The organism is uncultured Jannaschia sp. (genome assembly GCF_947494025.1).
In the GTDB taxonomy this organism is placed as follows: Bacteria; Pseudomonadota; Alphaproteobacteria; order Rhodobacterales; family Rhodobacteraceae; genus Jannaschia.
The window spans coordinates 97,679-115,060 of sequence record NZ_CANLTQ010000004.1; the positions used below are offsets into that span (position 1 = coordinate 97,679).

At 67.2% G+C, this 17,382-nt stretch carries 18 protein-coding genes and 1 pseudogene; 6 read left to right on the forward strand and 13 right to left on the reverse strand.

The genetic code is table 11. The features are described from left to right. Positions 1-35: 35 nt before the first annotated feature. On the reverse strand, positions 36-626 hold the full coding sequence (locus tag Q1B08_RS08480) for an SCO family protein (RefSeq protein ID WP_299817118.1): 591 nt from the start codon (positions 624-626) through the stop codon (positions 36-38). 310 nt (positions 627-936) lie between these two features. On the opposite strand from Q1B08_RS08480, the gene Q1B08_RS08485 reads away from it, so the two are divergent. After that, positions 937-1,230: a hypothetical protein gene (locus Q1B08_RS08485; protein ID WP_299817120.1), complete on the forward strand. Its 294-nt coding sequence runs from the start codon at positions 937-939 to the stop codon at positions 1,228-1,230. Positions 1,231-1,459: 229 nt separating this feature from the next. On the opposite strand, the gene rpe is transcribed toward Q1B08_RS08485, so the two are convergent. Continuing rightward, positions 1,460-2,200 (reverse strand): ribulose-phosphate 3-epimerase, encoded by a 741-nt coding sequence (gene rpe / locus Q1B08_RS08490; RefSeq protein WP_299817122.1) that lies wholly within the window; start codon positions 2,198-2,200, stop codon positions 1,460-1,462. Between the two features lie 29 nt (positions 2,201-2,229). After that, positions 2,230-2,799, reverse strand: a complete 570-nt coding sequence (locus tag Q1B08_RS08495; RefSeq protein WP_299817124.1) for a 5-formyltetrahydrofolate cyclo-ligase — start codon at positions 2,797-2,799, stop codon at positions 2,230-2,232. Between Q1B08_RS08495 and Q1B08_RS08500 the strand changes: the two genes are divergently transcribed. Together Q1B08_RS08500 and Q1B08_RS08505 are read left to right on the forward strand one after the other, a co-directional pair. Then, the gene (locus Q1B08_RS08500; RefSeq protein WP_299817125.1) at positions 2,798-3,400 is read left to right on the forward strand and encodes a VOC family protein; all 603 of its coding nucleotides are present in this window, start codon (positions 2,798-2,800) and stop codon (positions 3,398-3,400) included. The two genes, Q1B08_RS08495 and Q1B08_RS08500, sit on opposite strands and share 2 nt — an antisense overlap. Beyond that, complete coding sequence (locus Q1B08_RS08505; RefSeq protein WP_299817128.1) at positions 3,397-3,792, forward strand: metallopeptidase family protein; 396 nt, start codon at positions 3,397-3,399, stop codon at positions 3,790-3,792. Before Q1B08_RS08500 ends, Q1B08_RS08505 begins: the two co-directional genes overlap by 4 nt. Positions 3,793-3,984: 192 nt before the next feature. Here Q1B08_RS08505 and Q1B08_RS08510 read toward each other — a convergent pair whose 3' ends face one another. The 5 genes from Q1B08_RS08510 to Q1B08_RS08530 form a co-directional block, all read right to left on the reverse strand. After that, on the reverse strand, positions 3,985-4,500 hold the full coding sequence (locus Q1B08_RS08510) for a CarD family transcriptional regulator (protein WP_299817358.1): 516 nt from the start codon (positions 4,498-4,500) through the stop codon (positions 3,985-3,987). Positions 4,501-4,723: 223 nt separating this feature from the next. Next, positions 4,724-5,059: a ferredoxin FdxA gene (fdxA, locus tag Q1B08_RS08515; protein WP_299817130.1), complete on the reverse strand. Its 336-nt coding sequence runs from the start codon at positions 5,057-5,059 to the stop codon at positions 4,724-4,726. Between the two features lie 120 nt (positions 5,060-5,179). Further along, positions 5,180-5,536: an RNA-binding S4 domain-containing protein gene (locus Q1B08_RS08520; RefSeq protein WP_299817132.1), complete on the reverse strand. Its 357-nt coding sequence runs from the start codon at positions 5,534-5,536 to the stop codon at positions 5,180-5,182. Continuing rightward, the gene (locus Q1B08_RS08525; RefSeq protein WP_299817134.1) at positions 5,533-8,526 is read right to left on the reverse strand and encodes a helicase-related protein; all 2,994 of its coding nucleotides are present in this window, start codon (positions 8,524-8,526) and stop codon (positions 5,533-5,535) included. The genes Q1B08_RS08520 and Q1B08_RS08525 overlap by 4 nt, the downstream gene beginning before the upstream one ends. Further along, positions 8,526-9,173 (reverse strand): tetratricopeptide repeat protein, encoded by a 648-nt coding sequence (locus Q1B08_RS08530; protein ID WP_299817136.1) that lies wholly within the window; start codon positions 9,171-9,173, stop codon positions 8,526-8,528. Before Q1B08_RS08530 ends, Q1B08_RS08525 begins: the two co-directional genes overlap by 1 nt. A gap of 53 nt (positions 9,174-9,226) precedes the next feature. On the opposite strand from Q1B08_RS08530, the gene Q1B08_RS08535 reads away from it, so the two are divergent. Together Q1B08_RS08535 and Q1B08_RS08540 are read left to right on the forward strand one after the other, a co-directional pair. Further along, positions 9,227-9,511 carry an SCP2 sterol-binding domain-containing protein gene (locus Q1B08_RS08535; protein ID WP_299817138.1) on the forward strand — a complete coding sequence of 95 codons (285 nt, stop codon included), beginning with the start codon at positions 9,227-9,229 and terminating at the stop codon, positions 9,509-9,511. Positions 9,512-9,527: 16 nt separating this feature from the next. Next, positions 9,528-10,457: an alpha/beta hydrolase gene (locus Q1B08_RS08540; RefSeq protein ID WP_299817140.1), complete on the forward strand. Its 930-nt coding sequence runs from the start codon at positions 9,528-9,530 to the stop codon at positions 10,455-10,457. Here the strand turns inward: Q1B08_RS08540 and Q1B08_RS08545 are convergent. The 3 genes from Q1B08_RS08545 to proS are packed head-to-tail and all read right to left on the reverse strand — an operon-like array spanning position 10,449 to position 13,772. Further along, a complete protein-coding gene (locus Q1B08_RS08545; RefSeq protein WP_299817142.1) occupies positions 10,449-11,123 on the reverse strand; it encodes an ABC transporter ATP-binding protein in 675 nt (224 codons plus the stop codon). The genes Q1B08_RS08540 and Q1B08_RS08545 overlap by 9 nt on opposite strands. Then, entirely contained in the window at positions 11,116-12,414 is a 1,299-nt protein-coding gene (locus tag Q1B08_RS08550; RefSeq protein ID WP_299817144.1) for a lipoprotein-releasing ABC transporter permease subunit, read from the reverse strand. Before Q1B08_RS08550 ends, Q1B08_RS08545 begins: the two co-directional genes overlap by 8 nt. A 20-nt stretch (positions 12,415-12,434) precedes the next feature. Then, positions 12,435-13,772 (reverse strand): proline--tRNA ligase, encoded by a 1,338-nt coding sequence (gene proS, locus Q1B08_RS08555; RefSeq protein ID WP_299817146.1) that lies wholly within the window; start codon positions 13,770-13,772, stop codon positions 12,435-12,437. Between the two features lie 324 nt (positions 13,773-14,096). Between proS and Q1B08_RS08560 the strand changes: the two genes are divergently transcribed. Further along, entirely contained in the window at positions 14,097-15,035 is a 939-nt protein-coding gene (locus Q1B08_RS08560; RefSeq protein ID WP_299817148.1) for an SGNH/GDSL hydrolase family protein, read from the forward strand. 69 nt (positions 15,036-15,104) lie between these two features. Here Q1B08_RS08560 and Q1B08_RS08565 read toward each other — a convergent pair. Then, a pseudogene (locus Q1B08_RS08565) lies at positions 15,105-15,355 on the reverse strand (hypothetical protein); the annotation flags it as partial. Positions 15,356-15,785: 430 nt separating this feature from the next. Continuing rightward, positions 15,786-17,333, reverse strand: a complete 1,548-nt coding sequence (locus tag Q1B08_RS08570) for a Ppx/GppA family phosphatase (protein WP_299817150.1) — start codon at positions 17,331-17,333, stop codon at positions 15,786-15,788. Between the last annotated feature and the right edge of the window lie 49 nt (positions 17,334-17,382).

Sequence of the window (17,382 nt, forward strand, 5' to 3'; positions counted from 1 at the left end):
GCCCAGCTTCGCGCCTGTGGCCAGCGTTTTACCGCCTATCGCAGCACCTTTGCGATCTTCGCCTTGGCCTCCTCCGCATCCGCGCCGTAAGCGATCAGATCCGAGACCCGCCCGGCCTCGTCGAGCACGAAGACCGACGCGAAATGGTCCAGCGTGTAGTCCCCGTCGCCCAGGGGCCGCTTCTGCCAATAGATGCGCCAGCTTCGCGCCATGTCCCACACGGCCTCGGGCTCGCCCGTGATGCCGGTGATCCGGTCCGACTGGGACGCAAGGTAGTTCTGAAGGTATTCCACGGTGTCGCGCTCGGGATCGACGGTGACGAAGAACGTGCCGACCTCCTCGGGCGTCGCGCCGAGGTCGTCGAGCCAGGCATCCATCTCGTAGATCGTCGTGGGGCACACCTCCGGGCAATGGGTGAACCCGAAGAAAAGCAGGCTCGGCCGGCCGGTGAAAGCCGCCTCCGTGATGGACGCGCCGGACTGATCGACGAGCTCGAACGGCGCGCCGAGCTCGGTGGCGACGACGGGCGTCGCGCGATCCGTCAGAAGCAGTCGCAATGCGACGCCGGCTGCGAGCGCGAGCAGCGCCACGAGGGCGGCAAAGAGGATCGTGCGGGTGCGAATCATCGAACGCGTCCTTTCGCGGCAAGCGGTCCCGGCCCGCGGGTTGCCTGCCATCGGATCGGCACAAACAAAACCCCCGGGAGGGCACGTTTCGGTGACGTCGAACCCCGCGGCAAGCGCCCCTATTGTCACGACGTCCGCAGGGAACCGCCAGGGCCACGATTTCCCGCGGAAACTGCGCCCCCCTGAAACGGGCAGAGCACCGAACGGATCCGGATAAAATTGTCGGCAAGAATGGCGTGACGAAACCGGGGCCGATCGGCCAATACCCTTCTCGAACGAGTCGTCGGGTCACGCAGCAGAAGGCGAAGCGATGCGAGAGCAGGATCTGGAGATGGAAGTCCTCGAAGCGCTCCATGCCGGGCCGGAGGGCTACCGCGCGCTCGTCCGCGAGATCGCCTCGGCCTGTCCCGAATATCCGGCCGAACGTCTCGTGGCGGCCCTGACCCGTGTGGCGCAGCAAATGGATGCGCTGCTGCACCATGCCGGTCATCCGACCGACGAGGCGCGCCACGCCCGCGAGCTCGCGCGGAACCTGTCCGACTGCATCGCCCGGACCGGGAACGAAAAGACGAAGTTTACGATCGCCGACATTCCGGCGCTCTAGACACCATCAGGAACACCGGGGCGAAGTCCCGGCGACACAGGCGGCGAAGTCCGCCCCGACATATCGGTCAAAGACCATTAACCTCTGGGGGCAGAATGCACCTGACTCGAACCAACGAACGCCGGACGCCCACGTGGAGCGAAAGCCTGCTTCTCGCGACGCTCCTTCTTGCCGCCGTCGCGACGACGGTTCCGGTCGGGCCGGCGGTGCGGTCGACACCCTTAGCCGCCTATTCGGAGCGGGCCTCGTCCTGCGCCACGCCCTGCGAACGGGACCGCATGCCCGGCAGGCCGGACGCCCGGATCTCGGCGATGTGGCGGCCGTAGGCGGACGGCTCGGCCGCGCTGCCACCCTTGAAGACCGCCGAGCCGGCGACGAGGACGTCGGCGCCCGCCGCCGTCGCAAGCGGCGCCGTATCCACGTCGATGCCGCCATCGACCTCGAGATGGATCGGGCGGTCGCCGATCATCGCGCGTAGGGCGCGGATTTTCCCGAGCTGCGCCTGAAGGAATTTCTGGCCGCCGAAGCCGGGATTGACCGTCATGGCGAGGACGAGATCCACATCGTCGAGAAGCAGCCGGACCGCCTCGATCGACGTTCCGGGATTGAGCGCGACCCCCGCCCTGGCGCCGCCCGCGCGAATCGCCTGCAGCGTCCGGTGGATATGCGGTCCGGCCTCCACATGGGCGGTCAGGATGTCGGCCCCGGAATCGAGGAACGCGTCGAGCAGCGGATCGACCGGCGCGATCATCAGATGCACGTCCATCACGCCCGAGACATGCGGGCGGAGGGCGCGGCACATGGCCGGACCGAAGCTGAGGTTCGGCACGAAGTGGCCGTCCATCACATCGACATGCACCCAGTCCGCCCCCTGCGCCTCCAATGTGCGGCATTCCGCGCCGAAATCGGCGAAATCCCCGGCGAGGATGGAGGGCGCGATCTTCAGGCTTCGGTCGAACGGGCGGGTCATCTGGGCCTCCGGCGGGACGTGCCCGCGCTCTACACGCGCGTCGCCGCGCCGAAAACCCCCGCCTCTGTGACGATCAGGGGCAATTCCATGTCGTGCGCGCCGCGCGGAACGGGGTCAAGACGCTGCGCTTCCAGCGCGAAACCGATCGCCATCGCCTGCGGCAGCCCGGCCAGCGTTCGGTCGTAGAACCCCCCGCCATATCCTAGCCGGCCGCCCGCATCGTCAAAGCCCACCATCGGGACGATCAACAGGTCCGGCACGCGCCAGCCGCCGTCCACGGGGACCATCACGCCGAACACGCCCTTTTCGAGCGGGCAGCCGGGCCACCACTCGCGAAACCGAAGCGGGGCGCCTTTGGCCGTCACGACCGGAACGCAGATGCGGTTGTCCTTGCCGAGAACGCGCATCGCCCCAAGGGGGCTCGCCTCCGAGCCGATGGGCAGATAGCCCGCGATCGTGCGTCCGTTCAGTCCGCGAAGCCGCGCGTAGAGCCGCGTCGCGGCGGCGGCACGCGCCCGCTCGCCCACGCCCGCCCGCGCCCGCAGGCAGGCCGCGCGCGATTGCGCCTTGATCGCAGTCAGATTAGCGTCGTCCCCCATGATCATCTTTGACCACCTCGCCGTGTCCGCCGCAACGCTGGAGGCGGGCGTCGCCCATGTCGACCGCGCGCTCGATCACGGAATGGGGGCGGGCGGCGCGCATCCGCGAATGGGGACGCATACCCGGCTTTCGGGACTCGGACCCGGTGAATATCTGGAGGTGATCGCCGTCGATCCCGACGCGCCCCCACCGGACCGGCCGCGATGGTTCGACCTCGACCGCCGATCGGGTGCGCCGCGCCTCGCGAACTGGGTCGTGCGGACCGACGACCTCGACGCGCTGGTGAGGGACCATCCCGCAGCGGGCACCCCGATCAGTTTGGCGCGGGGCGCCTATCGCTGGCGCATGGCTGTCCCGGACAACGGCGTCCTGCCCTTCGACGGCTGCTTCCCGGCCTTTATCGAATGGCTCAGCGCCCCTCCGGTATTCGAGGATAGGGGCTTGCGGATGACGGCGCTGCGCCTGCGCCACCCGAACGCGGACGCCCTCGTCGAGATCCTGTCCGGCCTCATCGACGACACGCGCATCCGGGTCGAACGGGGCACCCCCGGCCTCGTCGCGACCATCGACACGCCCCGAGGATCGCGGGAATTGGCGTGACCGACCTTCTGGCTCCGAGCCTCGACCGGATTCGCCGGATCGCCGAGCAGACCCGCAGCACGCTGCCTGCCCCGTTCGCCGGCCTCGCCGCGGAAGTGCGTCTCATCGTCGAGGACTGGCCCGATGCGGCACTGCTCGAGGATATGGAGATCGAGAATGACTACGACCTGACAGGTCTCTACGAAGGCGTGCCGTTGACCGAACGCTCCGCCGACTGGCCCGAGCCGCCCTCGACGGTCACGCTGTTCCGCCGACCGATCCTCGACGAATGGGCAAGTCGCGGCGACGTCACGCTGGAGGCGTTGGTGGGCCACGTCACCGTTCACGAATTCGCGCACCATTTCGGCTGGTCCGACGACGAGATCGCGCGGATCGACCGCTGGTGGGACTAAACCGGTCTGCGCTTAATCGGGTGCGCGTCCTGCGGCGCCAACGACGTTCCGGCACGCCCCGGGATCGAACGGGCCGCAGTTGTCGCCGAGGGCATGGAGAAGGGGATCGCAGGCGCCCCTGTTGACCCGTGCTGGAACGAAACGGGCGCCCGAGGGCGCCCGATCCGACAATTCTGGTTCGCTGCCCGCGCCTTAGGCGGCCGCGCGCGACATCAGGATGTCGTCCACGGCCTTGAGCGCCCCGTCCTCGTCCATGTCGTCGTTCACCGCCGCAAGCTCGCGCGTGAGCCGATCGAGCGCAGCTTCGTAGAGCTGACGTTCGGAGTAGGACTGCTCCCGCTGCTCGTCGTTGCGGTGCAGGTCGCGCACGACCTCGGCAATGGCGATCAGATCCCCGGAATTGATCTTGGCCTCGTATTCCTGCGCCCGGCGGGACCACATGGCCCGCTTTACCCGGGCCTTGCCCTTAAGCGTGGCCATCGCCTTGCTCACGACGTCGGGCGACGACAGCGAGCGCATGCCAACGTCCTGCGCCTTGTTGGTCGGAACTCGCAGCGTCATCTTGTCCTTGGCGAAGGAAATGACGAACAATTCCAGGTCCAGCCCTGCGACCGACTGCTTCTCGATGGACAGGATCTGGCCCACGCCATGGGCCGGATACACGACGTAGTCATTGGGGCGAAACTCGGATTTCTTGGACATGGACATCCTCTCGTCATGTAGCGCCACCGTTGGACGGCGGCACGAACGGACGACGCCGGAACCGATCCGGGTCGACCAGGTGGCACATCTGGACTCGGTCCTGTTCACGACCGACAGCGCGGATCGAACAAGGTGTCACCGCGCGAACGCCACAATGTATCACAAAAATCGGTTGCGCGAAAGTGTCACCATTTCCGACCCCGCTGACCCGGCGAACACGTTCGCGAGGTCAGCCGCCCTCGCCCGGCGCTTCGGAGAAGAGTTCCATCTTCCCTTCCTTGCCGTCCATCTCCTCGGCATCGGGAAGCGGATCCTTTTTGGTGATGATGACCGGCCAGATCTCGGAGTACTTGCGGTTGAATTCGACCCACTTCTCCGTGTCCGGCTCGGTATCCGGGCGGATCGCGTCGGCGGGGCATTCCGGCTCGCAGACGCCGCAATCGATGCATTCGTCCGGATGGATCACCAGCATGTTCTCGCCCTCGTAGAAGCAGTCCACGGGGCAGACTTCGACGCAATCGGTATATTTGCAGGCGATGCAGGCGTCGTTGACGATATAGGTCATGGCGGTTGTCCTTCCGAACGCGTCCGTGGGGCGATCTAGACCCGGCGCGACCGGGGTTCAAGGCACCCCGGCCGGAACCTCCGACCCGGAACCACCTGCCTCAGCTTCGCCTCGCGGCGCCTAGTCGGCGCCGAAGCCGCCCCGCTCGGCGTCCATCTTCCGCCGATCCCGGCCGGTGGGCCGCGGTCCGGCGCGCGGCTCAGGTGGCGGCGTGTGGTCGGCATAGAGGGCATGCGCCTCAAGCGCCGGCCCCCGCCGGTCGCCGAGGGCCACGATCTCGACCACGCGGATCCGGTCGCCCTGTGGAAATGTCAGGCTGTCACCGGGCGCGACGCCATGCGACGGTTTCGTCAACCGCGTTCCGTTGGCGCGGATATGCCCTTCGGACACGACCTTGGCCGCCAGCGTTCGCGTCTTGAAGAAGCGGGCCTGCCACAGCCACTTGTCGACGCGCAGGCGCGCGGCAGGTTCGCTCACTTGCCCTTCAGCGCGGCGAGCGCGGCGAAGGGATTGTCGGGGTCGATCGCCTTTTCCCGGGCTTTCGCGGCTGGTTTCGACTCGAACGTCTTCGGTTCCTTCGGCCCCCGGGGTTTACCCTTCGGTTTGCCGCCGGGCTTGCCCTTGCCGCGGGGCGGCGCGTTGCCCTCGCGGCGTGGACCGCGGGTCTGCTGCCGGCGCGGTGCCCAGGTGAAGGAATAGAAGACCTCCGTTTCGGTCGCCGCTTCCGTGGCGTCGGCGGAGACGTGCTCGGGCGGCGCCTCCGTCGGCGGATCCCCCGCCGGCGGCATGTCCGAAGGCGGCAGGTCGGGCTCCTGGTCCGGCGGCGACGGCGGCGTTTCGTGGGGCGGCGCGTCGGGGCGGTCGGGAACCTGGCACGGCTCCTCGACCGGGGCATCCGGCTCTTCCCCCGGCGGGATGTCCACCGGCGGCGTGTCGCCGGGCGGCAGGTCCGCGGGCGGCGTCTCGTTCGGGGGAACGTCCGACGGCGGCATGTCGGACGGCGTTTCCTGCGGCGGAACGCCGGGGGGCGGAACGTCGGCCGGCGGATCGGAGGGAGCCGGCTCGGGGGCCGCGTCCTTGGCCGGCCGAGCCTTTGGCCGCTCGCCCTTTTCGGCGGCGTAGCCGAGCCCACCCATCAAATCGGCGAACTGCTCCAGCGTCATGCCGGTGATCGACAACATGTCGGGCGTCGCCTCGAACCCGCCGCGCGTGTCGGCCGCGCGCAACAGGTCCGCTAAGCGTTCCAGCATGTCGATCCGGATCGCGCGTTCGCCCGCCAGACGGTAGCCCGCCATCGGGTAATAGCCTTCGGGCGCGCCCCGCATGGCGGGCACGGTGACGAGGCCGGGCGGCGGCGCCTCGGGGAACTCGTCAAGCCCCCGCGTCAGCGACCACAGGACGAGGCGCAGGCGCGTCGGCGCGGGCTTCAGCAGAAGCTGCTGGAAGACCGTGAACTGCCCGAAGCGCACGCCGTGGCGGCGCAGTTGTCCCCGCGCCTCCTGATCGAGCTCCTTCACCTCCTGCGCGACCGCCTGCCGCGTCAGGACGCCGAGGCTTTCGACGAGGCGGAACGCGAAGCCGCGGGCGAGACCGGTCACGCCCTCGTCGCGCTGCATCGCGACGAGCGGCTCCATCGCGGCGGCGATACGGCGGTCGATGAAATGCTGCAGGCGTCGCTGCACCTTCTGCAGAACTTCCGGCCCCGCCTCGTCGTCCACGAAGGGCTCGACCCCGGGCTTCAGCGGCTCGGAACCGCGGACGAGCTTGCCCACGGCCTGATCGCCCCACATCAGACCACCCTGTTCGGTGAAGTCCATCTCCGTGTCGGGCGCGTTGTAGAAGCGGTCGGCACGCAGGTGGAACTCCGGCCGAAGCGCCTGCGCCGCGGCCTGACGCACGGTGCGGGCCTCGTCCGGCGAAGCCGTTCCCGTCTGCCTGAACCGGAATCCTTCGAGATGACCGAGCGTCTCGCCCTCGACGATCACCTCGCCCTTGTCGTTGATGTCGGCCAAAAGGCCCTCCTTCATCTTCAGCCGCCGGAGCAGCACCGAGGTCCGCCGGTCGACGAACCTGTTGGTGAGCGCCTGATGCAACGCATCCGACAATCGGTCTTCTACCGCGCGGGTGGCTCCCCGCCAATGGGCTTCGTCGTCCACCCAGCCTTTCCGCTGCGCGACATAGGTCCAGGTGCGGATGTAGGCGAGGCGCTTCGACAACGTGTCGATATCGCCCTCGGTCCGGTCGATACGCTTGATCTGCCGCGCGAACCAGTCGCCGGGAACCCGCCCCGCCTCGTGCAGGAAGCCGAAGATCCGCGCGAGAAGATTGGTGTGCTCGCCGTGCGAAATTCCCTGAAAGTCGGGAATACGGCAAACGTCCCAGAGCAGGCGCACGTCCCGCGCGTCGCGCAGGCGGACGGCGACCCCTTCGAGCGCGCCGAGCGTCTTCAGCGATTGAAGGTCGTCGGCCTCCCGCCCGCGGACGAGGATCTGCTCGGGGCTCGGCGTCTCCAGCGAGGCGATGAGCGCCTCCGCGCTGCCGAATTCGAGCCGGTCGGCACGCCACATCAGACGATCGATCGGCTTGAAGCGGTGGCTCTCGATGGCCTCCACGACGCCCTCCTCGAGCGGCCCGGCCTCGCCGGTGACGCCGAACGTGCCCGGCTGCATGTAGCGCCCGGCCCGGCCGGCGATCTGCGCCAGCTCGTGCGGCATGAGCGAACGGATGCGGCGGCCGTCGAACTTGGAGGTGGCGGAAAAGGCGACGTGCTTGATGTCGAGGTTGAGCCCCATCCCGATCGCGTCCGTCGCGACGAGGTAATCGACGTCACCGTTCTGGTACATCGCGACCTGCGCGTTGCGCGTTCGGGGCGAAAGCGCGCCCATGACGACGGCGGCACCGCCCTTCTGACGGCGCAGAAGTTCCGCGATCGCGTAGACGTTCTCGACCGAGAAGCCGACGATCGCGGTGCGGCCCGGCATGCGGCTGATCTTCTTGCCGCCGGTATAGGTCAGCTCCGAAAAACGCTCGCGCCGCGCGAACTGCGCCCGGGGGACGAGCTGCGCCATCGCGGGCCGCATCGTGTCGGAGCCCATGAACAGCGTTTCGTGGGTGCCGCGCATGTTCAGCAGACGGTCCGTGAAGACGTGACCGCGCTCCGGATCGGCGCAGAGCTGGATCTCGTCGATGGCCACGAAGTCGGCGCCCATGCCCTGCGGCATCGCCTCGACCGTGCAGACCCAGTAGGCCGCGCGCGGCGGCACGATCCGCTCCTCCCCCGTCACCAGAGCCACGACGGACGGACCGCGCAGCGCGACGAGCCGGTCGTAGACCTCCCGCGCGAGAAGGCGCAGCGGCAGGCCGATGATGCCGGTGCGATGACCCAGCATCCGCTCGATGGCGTAATGCGTCTTGCCGGTGTTCGTCGGCCCGAGGACCGCCGTCACCCGCCCGAGGGGGCTGTCCATCAAAGGATCCGTTCGCCGGTCTGCTGCTCGAGGCGATCGATCGCGCCCTCGATGTTGGGGTCGGCGGGATAGATCGCGCGCGCCGCCTCGAAGGCCCGAAGCGCCGCTTGCCGCTCGTCGAGTCGCTCGAGGATGACGGCCAGGCCCGTCAGGGCGCCGAAATGCCTCGGTTCGAGGATCAGCACCTGCTCGATGTCCGACAGCGCCTCGCCGTAGCGGTCCGACAGGAAGAAGGCCGTGGCGCGCTGGTTCCAGCCCTCCGCGAATTGCGGGGCGTGATCGGTCAGCGCGGTGAGATGGGCGATGGCGCGCGCGTAGTCACCCTCGGTGATGGCATCGCGACCGCGCCGCAGGAGCAGATCCATCGTCGCGCTGCCCGAATGTGTCCAGCGCTCCCGTATCTCCGCGGCAAGCCGACGCGCCTCGCCCCCCTCCTCCTCCCCGGTGAGGGTCGCGAGGCGGTCGAGCAGGACGTTGGCCTCCCGCGCGATCTCCCGCGTCGTCTCCTGCGGGGGCGCCAGCCCGGTGCGGGGCGCTTCCGGCAGCCCGTCGGGGAACGGTGCGGTCTCCTGCGCGTTTGCCGACGTCACGTTACACAGGACGAACACGAGAGCCGAAGTCTTGAGCGTTCCTCTCGCGTCCACCATCGTGTGCCGTATCCAATCCCGCCGTTTCCGGCGATCAGGTCCAAGGGTATTCCATGAGCGACATCATCAACGAAGCCGTCTCGCAGCTTTCCTCGAAGATTGGCACCTTCGACGGCAGCGTCAAGTTCGTGGTCGAGGATGAGGGGACAATCATGCTCGACGAGGCCGGCGTCCGCGCGGGGGACGAGGCGGCGGATTGCACGATGACCGCCGACGCGGAGACGTTTCGCGGCATCCTGGACGGCGACGTGAACCCGACGGCGGCCTTCATGTCCGGCAAGCTGACGGTGGACGGCGACATGGGGCAGGCGATGAAGCTCGGGGCGGCGCTGTCCTGAGGCGGCCGCGCCGCCGATGACGCCTCCGACGGCACCCTATCACGCCGATGTCGCCGTGGACGTCCCGGGCGCGCGGCCGGCCTGGATCGACGCCGCCGACGGCGTGCGCCTGCGCGCGATCACCTGGCCCGAAGGCGAACGCGGAACGGTGCTTCTGTTCCAGGGGCGGACGGAATACGTCGAGAAGTATTCCGACGCCGCCCGGCAGCTCGGGCTGCGCGGCTATGCCACGGCCGCGATCGACTGGCGGGGCCAGGGGTTGTCGCCGCGCTCCTCGCGGGATCCAAGACTGGGTCATGTCCGGGACTTCAGCGAGTTCCAGGACGACGTCGACGCCTTGTTATTGCATTGCGACGCGCTCGGCATGCCGCGGCCGTGGCATCTGCTCGCCCATTCGATGGGGGGATTGATCGGTCTGCGGGCGCTTCATCGCCGCCCGGATTTTGCGCGTGCGGTGTTCTCGGCGCCCATGTGGGGCCTGCCGCTCGCGCCGCACCGGCGCCTTCTCGGCTGGATCGCCTCGGCCGCGGCGTCGGGGATCGGCCTGGGCGAGCGTATGGCGCCGGGCGCCGCCAAGGTGGCCGATCCCGCCGCCGCGCCGTTCGAGGGCAACCTCCTCACCACCGATCCCGACATGTTCGCCTGGATGAAGCGGCAGATCACCGAGCACCCGGAACTGGCCTTGGGCGGGCCCTCGCTCGGGTGGGTCTGGGCGGCCCTACGCGAGATGCACCGCATGGCGCGTGAGCCCGCACCGGCCGTGCCCTGCCTGACCCTTCTCGGCACCGATGAGGACATCGTGTCGCCCGACGCGATCCACGTTCGCATGGGCTCCTGGGCGACCGGAACACTCGAAATGGTGGAGGGCGCACGTCACGAAGTATTGACCGAAGGGCCGGGGATCCGCGAACGACTCTACGACCGGATCGCCGCGCATCTAGGCTAGACGGCCGTTCTCCAACCGCAGGGTCCGGTCCATGCGCGCAGCGAGGTCGAGATTGTGCGTCGCGATCAGGGCGGCCATTCCCGTGTCCCGCACCAGCCCCATCAGCGCGGCGAACACCGTATCGGAGGTCGCCGGATCGAGGTTGCCCGTCGGTTCGTCGGCAAGCAGGAGGCCTGGCGCATTCGCCAGAGCCCGGCAAAACGCCGTCCGCTGCTGCTCCCCGCCCGACATCTCGGCCGGGCGATGGTCCGCGCGGTGCCCCAGACCGACGCGCGCGAGAAGGTCGAGCGCCCGGGCGCGGGCCGTCGCGGGTGCGGCGCCGGCGGCAAGCTGCGGCAGGACGATGTTCTCGGCCGCCGTGAACTCGGGCAGGAGGTGGTGGAACTGGTAGATGAAACCGATGCGTTCGCGCCGGGCCCGGGTTCGCGCGCGGTCGCCCTGCCCCGTCAGGTCGTCGCCATCCATCCGCACGGTCCCGGCATCCGGCGTGTCGAGCAATCCCGCGATATGCAGAAGCGTGGATTTACCCGCGCCGGACGGCGCGACCAGCGCGCAGACCTCGCCGGGCGCGAGCGATAGGTCCACGCCGTTCAGCACCCGAATCTCGTTGGGTCGGCCCAGATGGTAGCCCTTCTCGATCCCGCTGAGCGCCAGCGCCTTACTCATAGCGCAGGGCCTCCACCGGGTTCATCCGCGCCGCGCGGCGAGCCGGAAAGATCGTGACGATGAAGGAGAGCGTGAGCGACAGCGCGACCGCGGAGAGCACATCGCCGACCTCCAGCCGCGCCGGAAGCTCGGAGATGTAGCGCACCGACGGGTCCCATACCCCGCCGCCGGCAAGGTAATTGACAAAGTTGAAGATCGGGTCGATCCAGATCGCGAAGGCGCATCCGGCGACGACCCCGATGATCGTGCCCACCACCCCGATCAGCGCGCCGCACAGGAAGAAGACACGCAGGATCGTCCCCTCGCCCAGACCCATCGTCCGCAAGATGCCGATGTCGCGCCCCTTGTTCTTGACCAGCATCACCAGACCGGAGGTGATGTTGAGCGTGGCGATCAGGACAAGAATGGAGAGGATGACGAACATGATGTTGTCCTCCATCTGCAGTGCACGCAGGAACCCGCCCGCGCTGTCCTTCCATGTCCAGAGGTAATGCCCGTCGCCGGCGGCCCGCACCAGATCGGGGCCGACCGCGTCCACCGCCTCCGGGTCGGTGATCGAGACCTGTATCTCGTCGGCCAGCCCTTCGCGGTTGAAGTAAAGCTGCGCCTCCTCGAACGGCATGTAGATGCGGATCAGATCGATGTCGTAGCGGCCGACCCGGAACACGTAGGCTACGCGATAAGCCTTTACGCGCGGCGAGGTGCCGAACGGACCTTTCACCCCGTCGGGCGAAATCAGGCGGATCGTGTCGCCCGCCGTCACGCCGAGCTTGTCGGCGAGGTACCAGCCGATGGCGATCCCCTCGCCTTCCCCGGTTCCGAAACTCCCGATGTCGCCCTGACTGGCTTCCGGCGCCGCGACCCGGGGAATGTCGAGAAGGTCCGCTTCGCGGATGCCGACAACCTGCGCCCCCGTATTCGCGCCCGGCACCGAAGCCATGACCTGCCCGGTCACGACCGGCACGGCATGCGTCACCTCCGGCACCGCGGCGAGTCGCTCCGAAAGAGCATCGTAATCGGCAATCGTACGCGTGAGCCCTCCGTTCGGAAGGGTCTCGCCATAGGTCAGGACGCTGGCATGGGGGTTCGCACCGACGATCGTATCGACGAACTCGTAGCGAAAGCCCGATCGAACGGCGAGCGTCACGATGAGCGCGAAGACCGCGAGCGCGATCCCGGCGAGGCTGATCCAGGTCATCACCGAAATCCCGCCTTCGGACCGCCGGGCGCGCAGGTAGCGCCAGGCGATCATCCATTCCATGCGGGAAAAGGGGGCGGAACCTGCGGCCATGTGGGAAAGACGGCGGCGCGTCAGACGCCCGCGTAGATTTCCTTGAGGCGCAAGATGGCGGATTCTGGCGACATGTTCTCGCTCTCGCCGGTACGCCGGGAGGCCAGCTCCACCTGCCCGCTCGCGAGCCCGCGCGGCCCGACGGTGATCCGCCACGGCAGGCCGATCAGGTCCATCGTCGCGAACTTCGCCCCGGCCCGCTCCTCCCGGTCGTCGTAGAGCGCGGTAAGCCCGCTCGCCTCCAGTTGCCGATAGATGCCGTCGCACGCGGAATCGGTGCTCGGATCGCCCTGCCGCAGGTTGACGATGCCTGCGTGGAACGGGGTCACGCCCTCGGGCCAGACGATGCCGCGGTCGTCATGGCTCGCCTCGATGATGGCGCCGACGAGGCGGCTCACCCCGATTCCGTGCGAGCCCATGTGAAGAGGCGCCTGCTTTCCGTCCGGACCCTGCACCGTCGCGCCGAGAGGCTCCGAATACTTCGTTCCGAAATAGAAGATCTGCCCGACCTCGATCCCGCGGGCCGAGCGGCGTCTATCCTCGGGGATCGCCGCGAACTCGCCCTCGTCGTGGGTCTCGTCGGTGCGCGCGTAGAGCGAGGTGAACTCCTCCAGCACGCCGCGGCACTGATCCACGTCGTCGTAGTCGATGTCGCGGTCGCCCAACCGGATGTCGGTCACGGCGCTGTCGTAGAAGACCTCGGACTCGCCCGTCTCGGCCAGGACGAGGAATTCATGCGTGTCATCCCCGCCGATCGGCCCGCTGTCGGCACGCATCGGAATGGCTTGCAGCCCCATCCGCTCATAGGTCCGCAGATAGGTCACGAGATGGCGGTTATAGGCGTGGAGCGCATCGTCCTTCGTCAGGTCGAAGTTGTAGCCGTCCTTCATCAGGAACTCGCGCCCGCGCATGACCCCGAACCGCGGCCGCATCTCGTCGCGGAATTTCCACTGCACGTGGTAGAGCGTCAGCGGCAGATCTCGGTAGCTCGACACGTTGGCGCGCACGATGTCGGTGATCAGCTCCTCGTTCGTCGGCCCGTAAAGCATTTCCCGGTCCTGCCGGTCCCGAAAGCGCAGCATTTCCGGCCCATAGGCGTCGTAGCGCCCCGATTCCCGCCACAGATCCGCCGATTGCAGCGTCGGCATCAGCATCGGGATGTGCCCCGCCCGCTGCTGCTCCTCGTGGACGATCTGCTCGATCCGCCGCAGGACGCGGTAACCCAGCGGCAGCCAGGAATAGATGCCGGCGGAGGCCTGCTTGATCATACCGGCCCGCAGCATCAGGCGATGACTGACGATCTGCGCCTCGGCGGGCGTCTCCTTGAGGACGGGGAGGAAATAGCGGCTCAGGCGCATGCAACAGGCTCCGGCAAGTCTGGGACGCCGCTACCAATGCGGAACGTTCGGGGCAAGCGCCCCTGTCGGCGTCCGGACGCGAGACCATCGGCGCATCAGGATCGTGAGACGTTCGCGAATGGCTTATGTCTCGGCCGGTTCGGCCCGAACTGTTTCCGCAATTGGCCAAAGCGGGCCAATCCGGAGGAATTGAGCAGAAAACCGTTAGTTGACGATAGGTTAAGTCTCCGAGGTGATTGACGGATCCCAAGGAATCGGATCTATGTCCGGGCTTATTGAAACGTTCGCAGTTGCAGCGAATGCGTGTGTTTGAGAGGAATTTTAATGATTCAGGCAAATTGGACCCGACTCGCAGGCGTATCCATGACGTGCTGCGCGATTTCGATAGGTGGCGCCGCCCAGGCGGTGACGTTCGACGCCATCCAGATTTTCGGGGACAGCTTCTCCGACACTGGAGCCAACGTCACCTATACGAATGGTGGAACCGCGGCGAGCTACCTTGCCGAAGCCTTTGGCAATCCCGTCGTGCTTCCAGGCGCGTCGTCGCCGGGGACGCAATCGATCAACTTCGCGGAAAGCGGTGCGAAGGTCGTTCAACAGAACCGCAACAGCCCCACGAGCGTGAGCAACCAGGTCATCGCCTATACGGATTTGGTAAATAGCGGAGCGGCGTCCTTCGACACTTCGTCGACCCTATTCTTCCTTGCGGGCGGATTGAACGACCACAAGGCGCCGGCCGGTCCCATCGCCGATGCGGTTCGCAAGCAGGTTTCGGACCTAGTCACGCTTGGCGCCAGCTATATCCAGCTCGCGCTGTTGCCGACGGCAATTCCCGAATTCAAGGACAGCGCGGACAATCTGAATCCGGTGTACCGGTCGCTCGTGACCGAACTGAGCGAGACTTATGGCGATATCAGCATCACGCTGAACAACTGGGGCAGCTACTACGACGACATCATCCTCGATCCTGCGACCTACGGCTTTTCGAACGTCACGGATTCCTGCACGCAACGTCCGGAAACCAAGAACAAGACGTTCTGTGACAACCCCGACGAATACTTCTACTACTTCACGAAGCATCCGTCAGATGCGGCACACCGTGTCGTAGCCGATCGTCTCTTCGCAGACTTGCAAGCGCTGAAACCGGTCGGAAGCGAAACCGTGCCGCAGCCGGGCTTGAACCCCGTTCCGCTTCCCGCCTCAGCGATCCTGCTGTTCGCTGGCCTCGCCGGCATAGGCGCGCTTCGAGCACGTCGAAGCTGACCGGCATGCGTCGGAACGTCGTATCATTGCATGGCTCCGTTACACGAGGCACATGAAGGCCGAGCTTCCTCATTGCCCCGTGGGGTCAGCCGACGGTTGCGTGACGGGGAGGCCGAAGTTGATGTAGTGCTCGAGGATGGCGATGCGGATCTGAAGTTCGGCGGTTTATCTGTCGAAGTCTCGTGTCGTGAGCTTTTGGCCGAGCAGCTTCATGCGGGTCATCCCTTGGCCGGCAGGGTATTGCGGAAACCAATGTCCCGAAAGGCGCGGCCGCGACGATGGCCGCCGCTCCACCGTCGCCAGGTGGTTCGGCCAAGACGCCCGATGGCACGTTGCGCCCCGGTCCAGCCTGCCGCCCCGGCAACCGTGGGTGTCGCAGGCGCCGTCCATTGCCCGGCAGGGTCGTGCGAAGCATGATCCCGAAAGGGGCGGTGACCGATGCGATCCGCCCGCCGTCCGGGATCGGCCAGGCAGGTCAGGCCGCACGGGGGCGTCCCTTGCCCGGCGGGCGAGTGCGAGGCGATCTGCCGGAAGGATCGTCCGACGAAGGGCACTGGCCGGTCGAGCCCCGCGAGCCTCGGTCAGCGGGTGACGACGCCGGTGGTCCGCCGCGGCGATCCGAACAGCACCTCGATCCCTTTCGGGACATCGCCGCAGGAGGCCCTGCTGGGCAGTGGTCAGACACGCCTGACCTTCGCCGGCCAGGCCGAGACGTTTCGAGAAGCTGTATTGTCATCGAAGATATCTCTTTCAGCCCTTTATCACATGGACCCTCGGCGCCGCGTCGAGAGAGGAGGCAAGCGATTTGAAACGAGCTTGCGCGACCTCGCCATAGAGAGCCTCGCCGTCGTCAGCCGGTAGTCGAAGCTCGAGTTCGCGCTTCTTGGGATAGAACTTCAGATCTCCCATCAGTGACGGATCCTGGGCGGAAAACATCGCGCCGAATCGCATGGCCTTGCCAACGACCTCCGCCTGTCGCGTGTCGTCGTCGTCCAGAAGGGGCGCGAGGGCCTCGAAGGGCGTGCCCTCGCGCTTGTTGCGGTAGCGGTGAAGCAGGGCGAGGCCCAGATAGACGCGCTCGGAATGCGTCAAGCCGCCTAGATTGGCCCGGGTCGCGTTGTCAAAGCAGATTTCGGCGCGGTAGTCCGGATGCGCGCGCCAGCTCACGTCATGCAGGAGGCAGCAGGCCCGGATCAGGCGCAGCCGCTTTTCGTTGGCACGCGAAAAAAGTGGCGCGATGAAGCGGTAAAGGACGCGGCCGAACCCCGGCAGCCGCGCCGAGGCCGCCTCGGAAGCACGGCAACTCTCGATCAGCGGATCGCGGGCGCGCAGGATCTCCGGCATCTGCTCATAGAGTAGCCCTTCGCGGATGCCATAGCTCGAGATCGCGATCTCCTTGGGTCGGAACGTCCGGACGACGCGCGACAGGACTTCGGCGGCAAGCGGCACGAGCGACATACGTGCCTGACTTGTATTGGTGGCGCGGCCAAGCTCAACGGGATTGGCCGCGGCGATGTGCTCGAACGTCGCGCGTAGGTCCTTTTGCGTCATGGTGTACTCGTGGAGCACATGGAGCGGGTAGCCGCGCCGTTCCATGTCGACCCTGGCGATGGCCCGCCAGCTTCCGCCGACGAGATAGAGCCGGTCGTAATGTTCGCGGCTCAGCACGGTCTTCATCTCGGCCAGACCGGCCGCGATCTCGTCGCGCCGCGCGGTCTTGCTGTCGAGCCCTTGCAGCTTCAGCGGACCGAGCTTGCCGGACACCGTCGCGCCGACGGCGCCGGCCGAAAGCTCCGACAGCTCCATCGACGACCCGCCGATGTCGCACATGAGGCCTTCCGCCTCCGGCCAGCCGAGCAGCACGCCCTGCCCCGACAGCCGCGCCTCCTCCGTGCCGTCGATGACCCAGAGGCGCAGACCCGTCGCCTCCCGAACCTCTGCCTCGAAGGCCGGGCCGTCGGTCGCCTCCCGGACCGCGGCCGTCGCGACTGCGGTCAGCGAATTGACCTCCATCCCGCGTGCGAGGATCGCAAAGCGCTTCAGTGCAGCCATCGCCCGATCTCGCCCCTTCGGGTTCAGCACACCGCTCTCGGCAAGACCGGCGCCGAGACCGCATAGGATCTTCTCGTTGTAGAAATAGGCCGGCGACCGCGCGGCCCCGTCGAAAACGACGAGGCGGACCGAATTCGATCCAACGTCGATCACGCCGACCCGGCGCAGCCCACGCGCTTCCGGACCATCGAAAAGCGGCGCACCGAAGCGGCCGAACTCTTCCTGCTCGTCGGCTGACGCTGTCATAGAACCCCCTGTCTTGCGACGGGTTTGCCCCGTCAACACAAAGCGGTCA

Bases quoted from the DNA above. Each gene is read 5' to 3' on its own strand.
- Q1B08_RS08485 (WP_299817120.1), top strand. From the start codon at position 937: ATGCGAGAGCAGGATCTGGAGATGGAAGTCCTCGAAGCGCTCCATGCC.
- proS (WP_299817146.1), bottom strand. From the start codon at position 13,772: ATGCGCCTGAGCCGCTATTTCCTCCCCGTCCTCAAGGAGACGCCCGCC.
- Q1B08_RS08480 (WP_299817118.1), bottom strand. From the start codon at position 626: ATGATTCGCACCCGCACGATCCTCTTTGCCGCCCTCGTGGCGCTGCTC.
- Q1B08_RS08500 (WP_299817125.1), top strand. From the start codon at position 2,798: ATGATCATCTTTGACCACCTCGCCGTGTCCGCCGCAACGCTGGAGGCG.
- Q1B08_RS08535 (WP_299817138.1), top strand. From the start codon at position 9,227: ATGAGCGACATCATCAACGAAGCCGTCTCGCAGCTTTCCTCGAAGATT.
- rpe (WP_299817122.1), bottom strand. From the start codon at position 2,200: ATGACCCGCCCGTTCGACCGAAGCCTGAAGATCGCGCCCTCCATCCTC.
- fdxA (WP_299817130.1), bottom strand. From the start codon at position 5,059: ATGACCTATATCGTCAACGACGCCTGCATCGCCTGCAAATATACCGAT.
- Q1B08_RS08510 (WP_299817358.1), bottom strand. From the start codon at position 4,500: ATGTCCATGTCCAAGAAATCCGAGTTTCGCCCCAATGACTACGTCGTG.
- Q1B08_RS08545 (WP_299817142.1), bottom strand. From the start codon at position 11,123: ATGAGTAAGGCGCTGGCGCTCAGCGGGATCGAGAAGGGCTACCATCTG.
- Q1B08_RS08495 (WP_299817124.1), bottom strand. From the start codon at position 2,799: ATGGGGGACGACGCTAATCTGACTGCGATCAAGGCGCAATCGCGCGCG.
- Q1B08_RS08560 (WP_299817148.1), top strand. From the start codon at position 14,097: ATGATTCAGGCAAATTGGACCCGACTCGCAGGCGTATCCATGACGTGC.
- Q1B08_RS08540 (WP_299817140.1), top strand. From the start codon at position 9,528: ATGACGCCTCCGACGGCACCCTATCACGCCGATGTCGCCGTGGACGTC.
- Q1B08_RS08530 (WP_299817136.1), bottom strand. From the start codon at position 9,173: ATGGTGGACGCGAGAGGAACGCTCAAGACTTCGGCTCTCGTGTTCGTC.
- Q1B08_RS08570 (WP_299817150.1), bottom strand. From the start codon at position 17,333: ATGACAGCGTCAGCCGACGAGCAGGAAGAGTTCGGCCGCTTCGGTGCG.
- Q1B08_RS08550 (WP_299817144.1), bottom strand. From the start codon at position 12,414: ATGGCCGCAGGTTCCGCCCCCTTTTCCCGCATGGAATGGATGATCGCC.
- Q1B08_RS08525 (WP_299817134.1), bottom strand. From the start codon at position 8,526: ATGGACAGCCCCCTCGGGCGGGTGACGGCGGTCCTCGGGCCGACGAAC.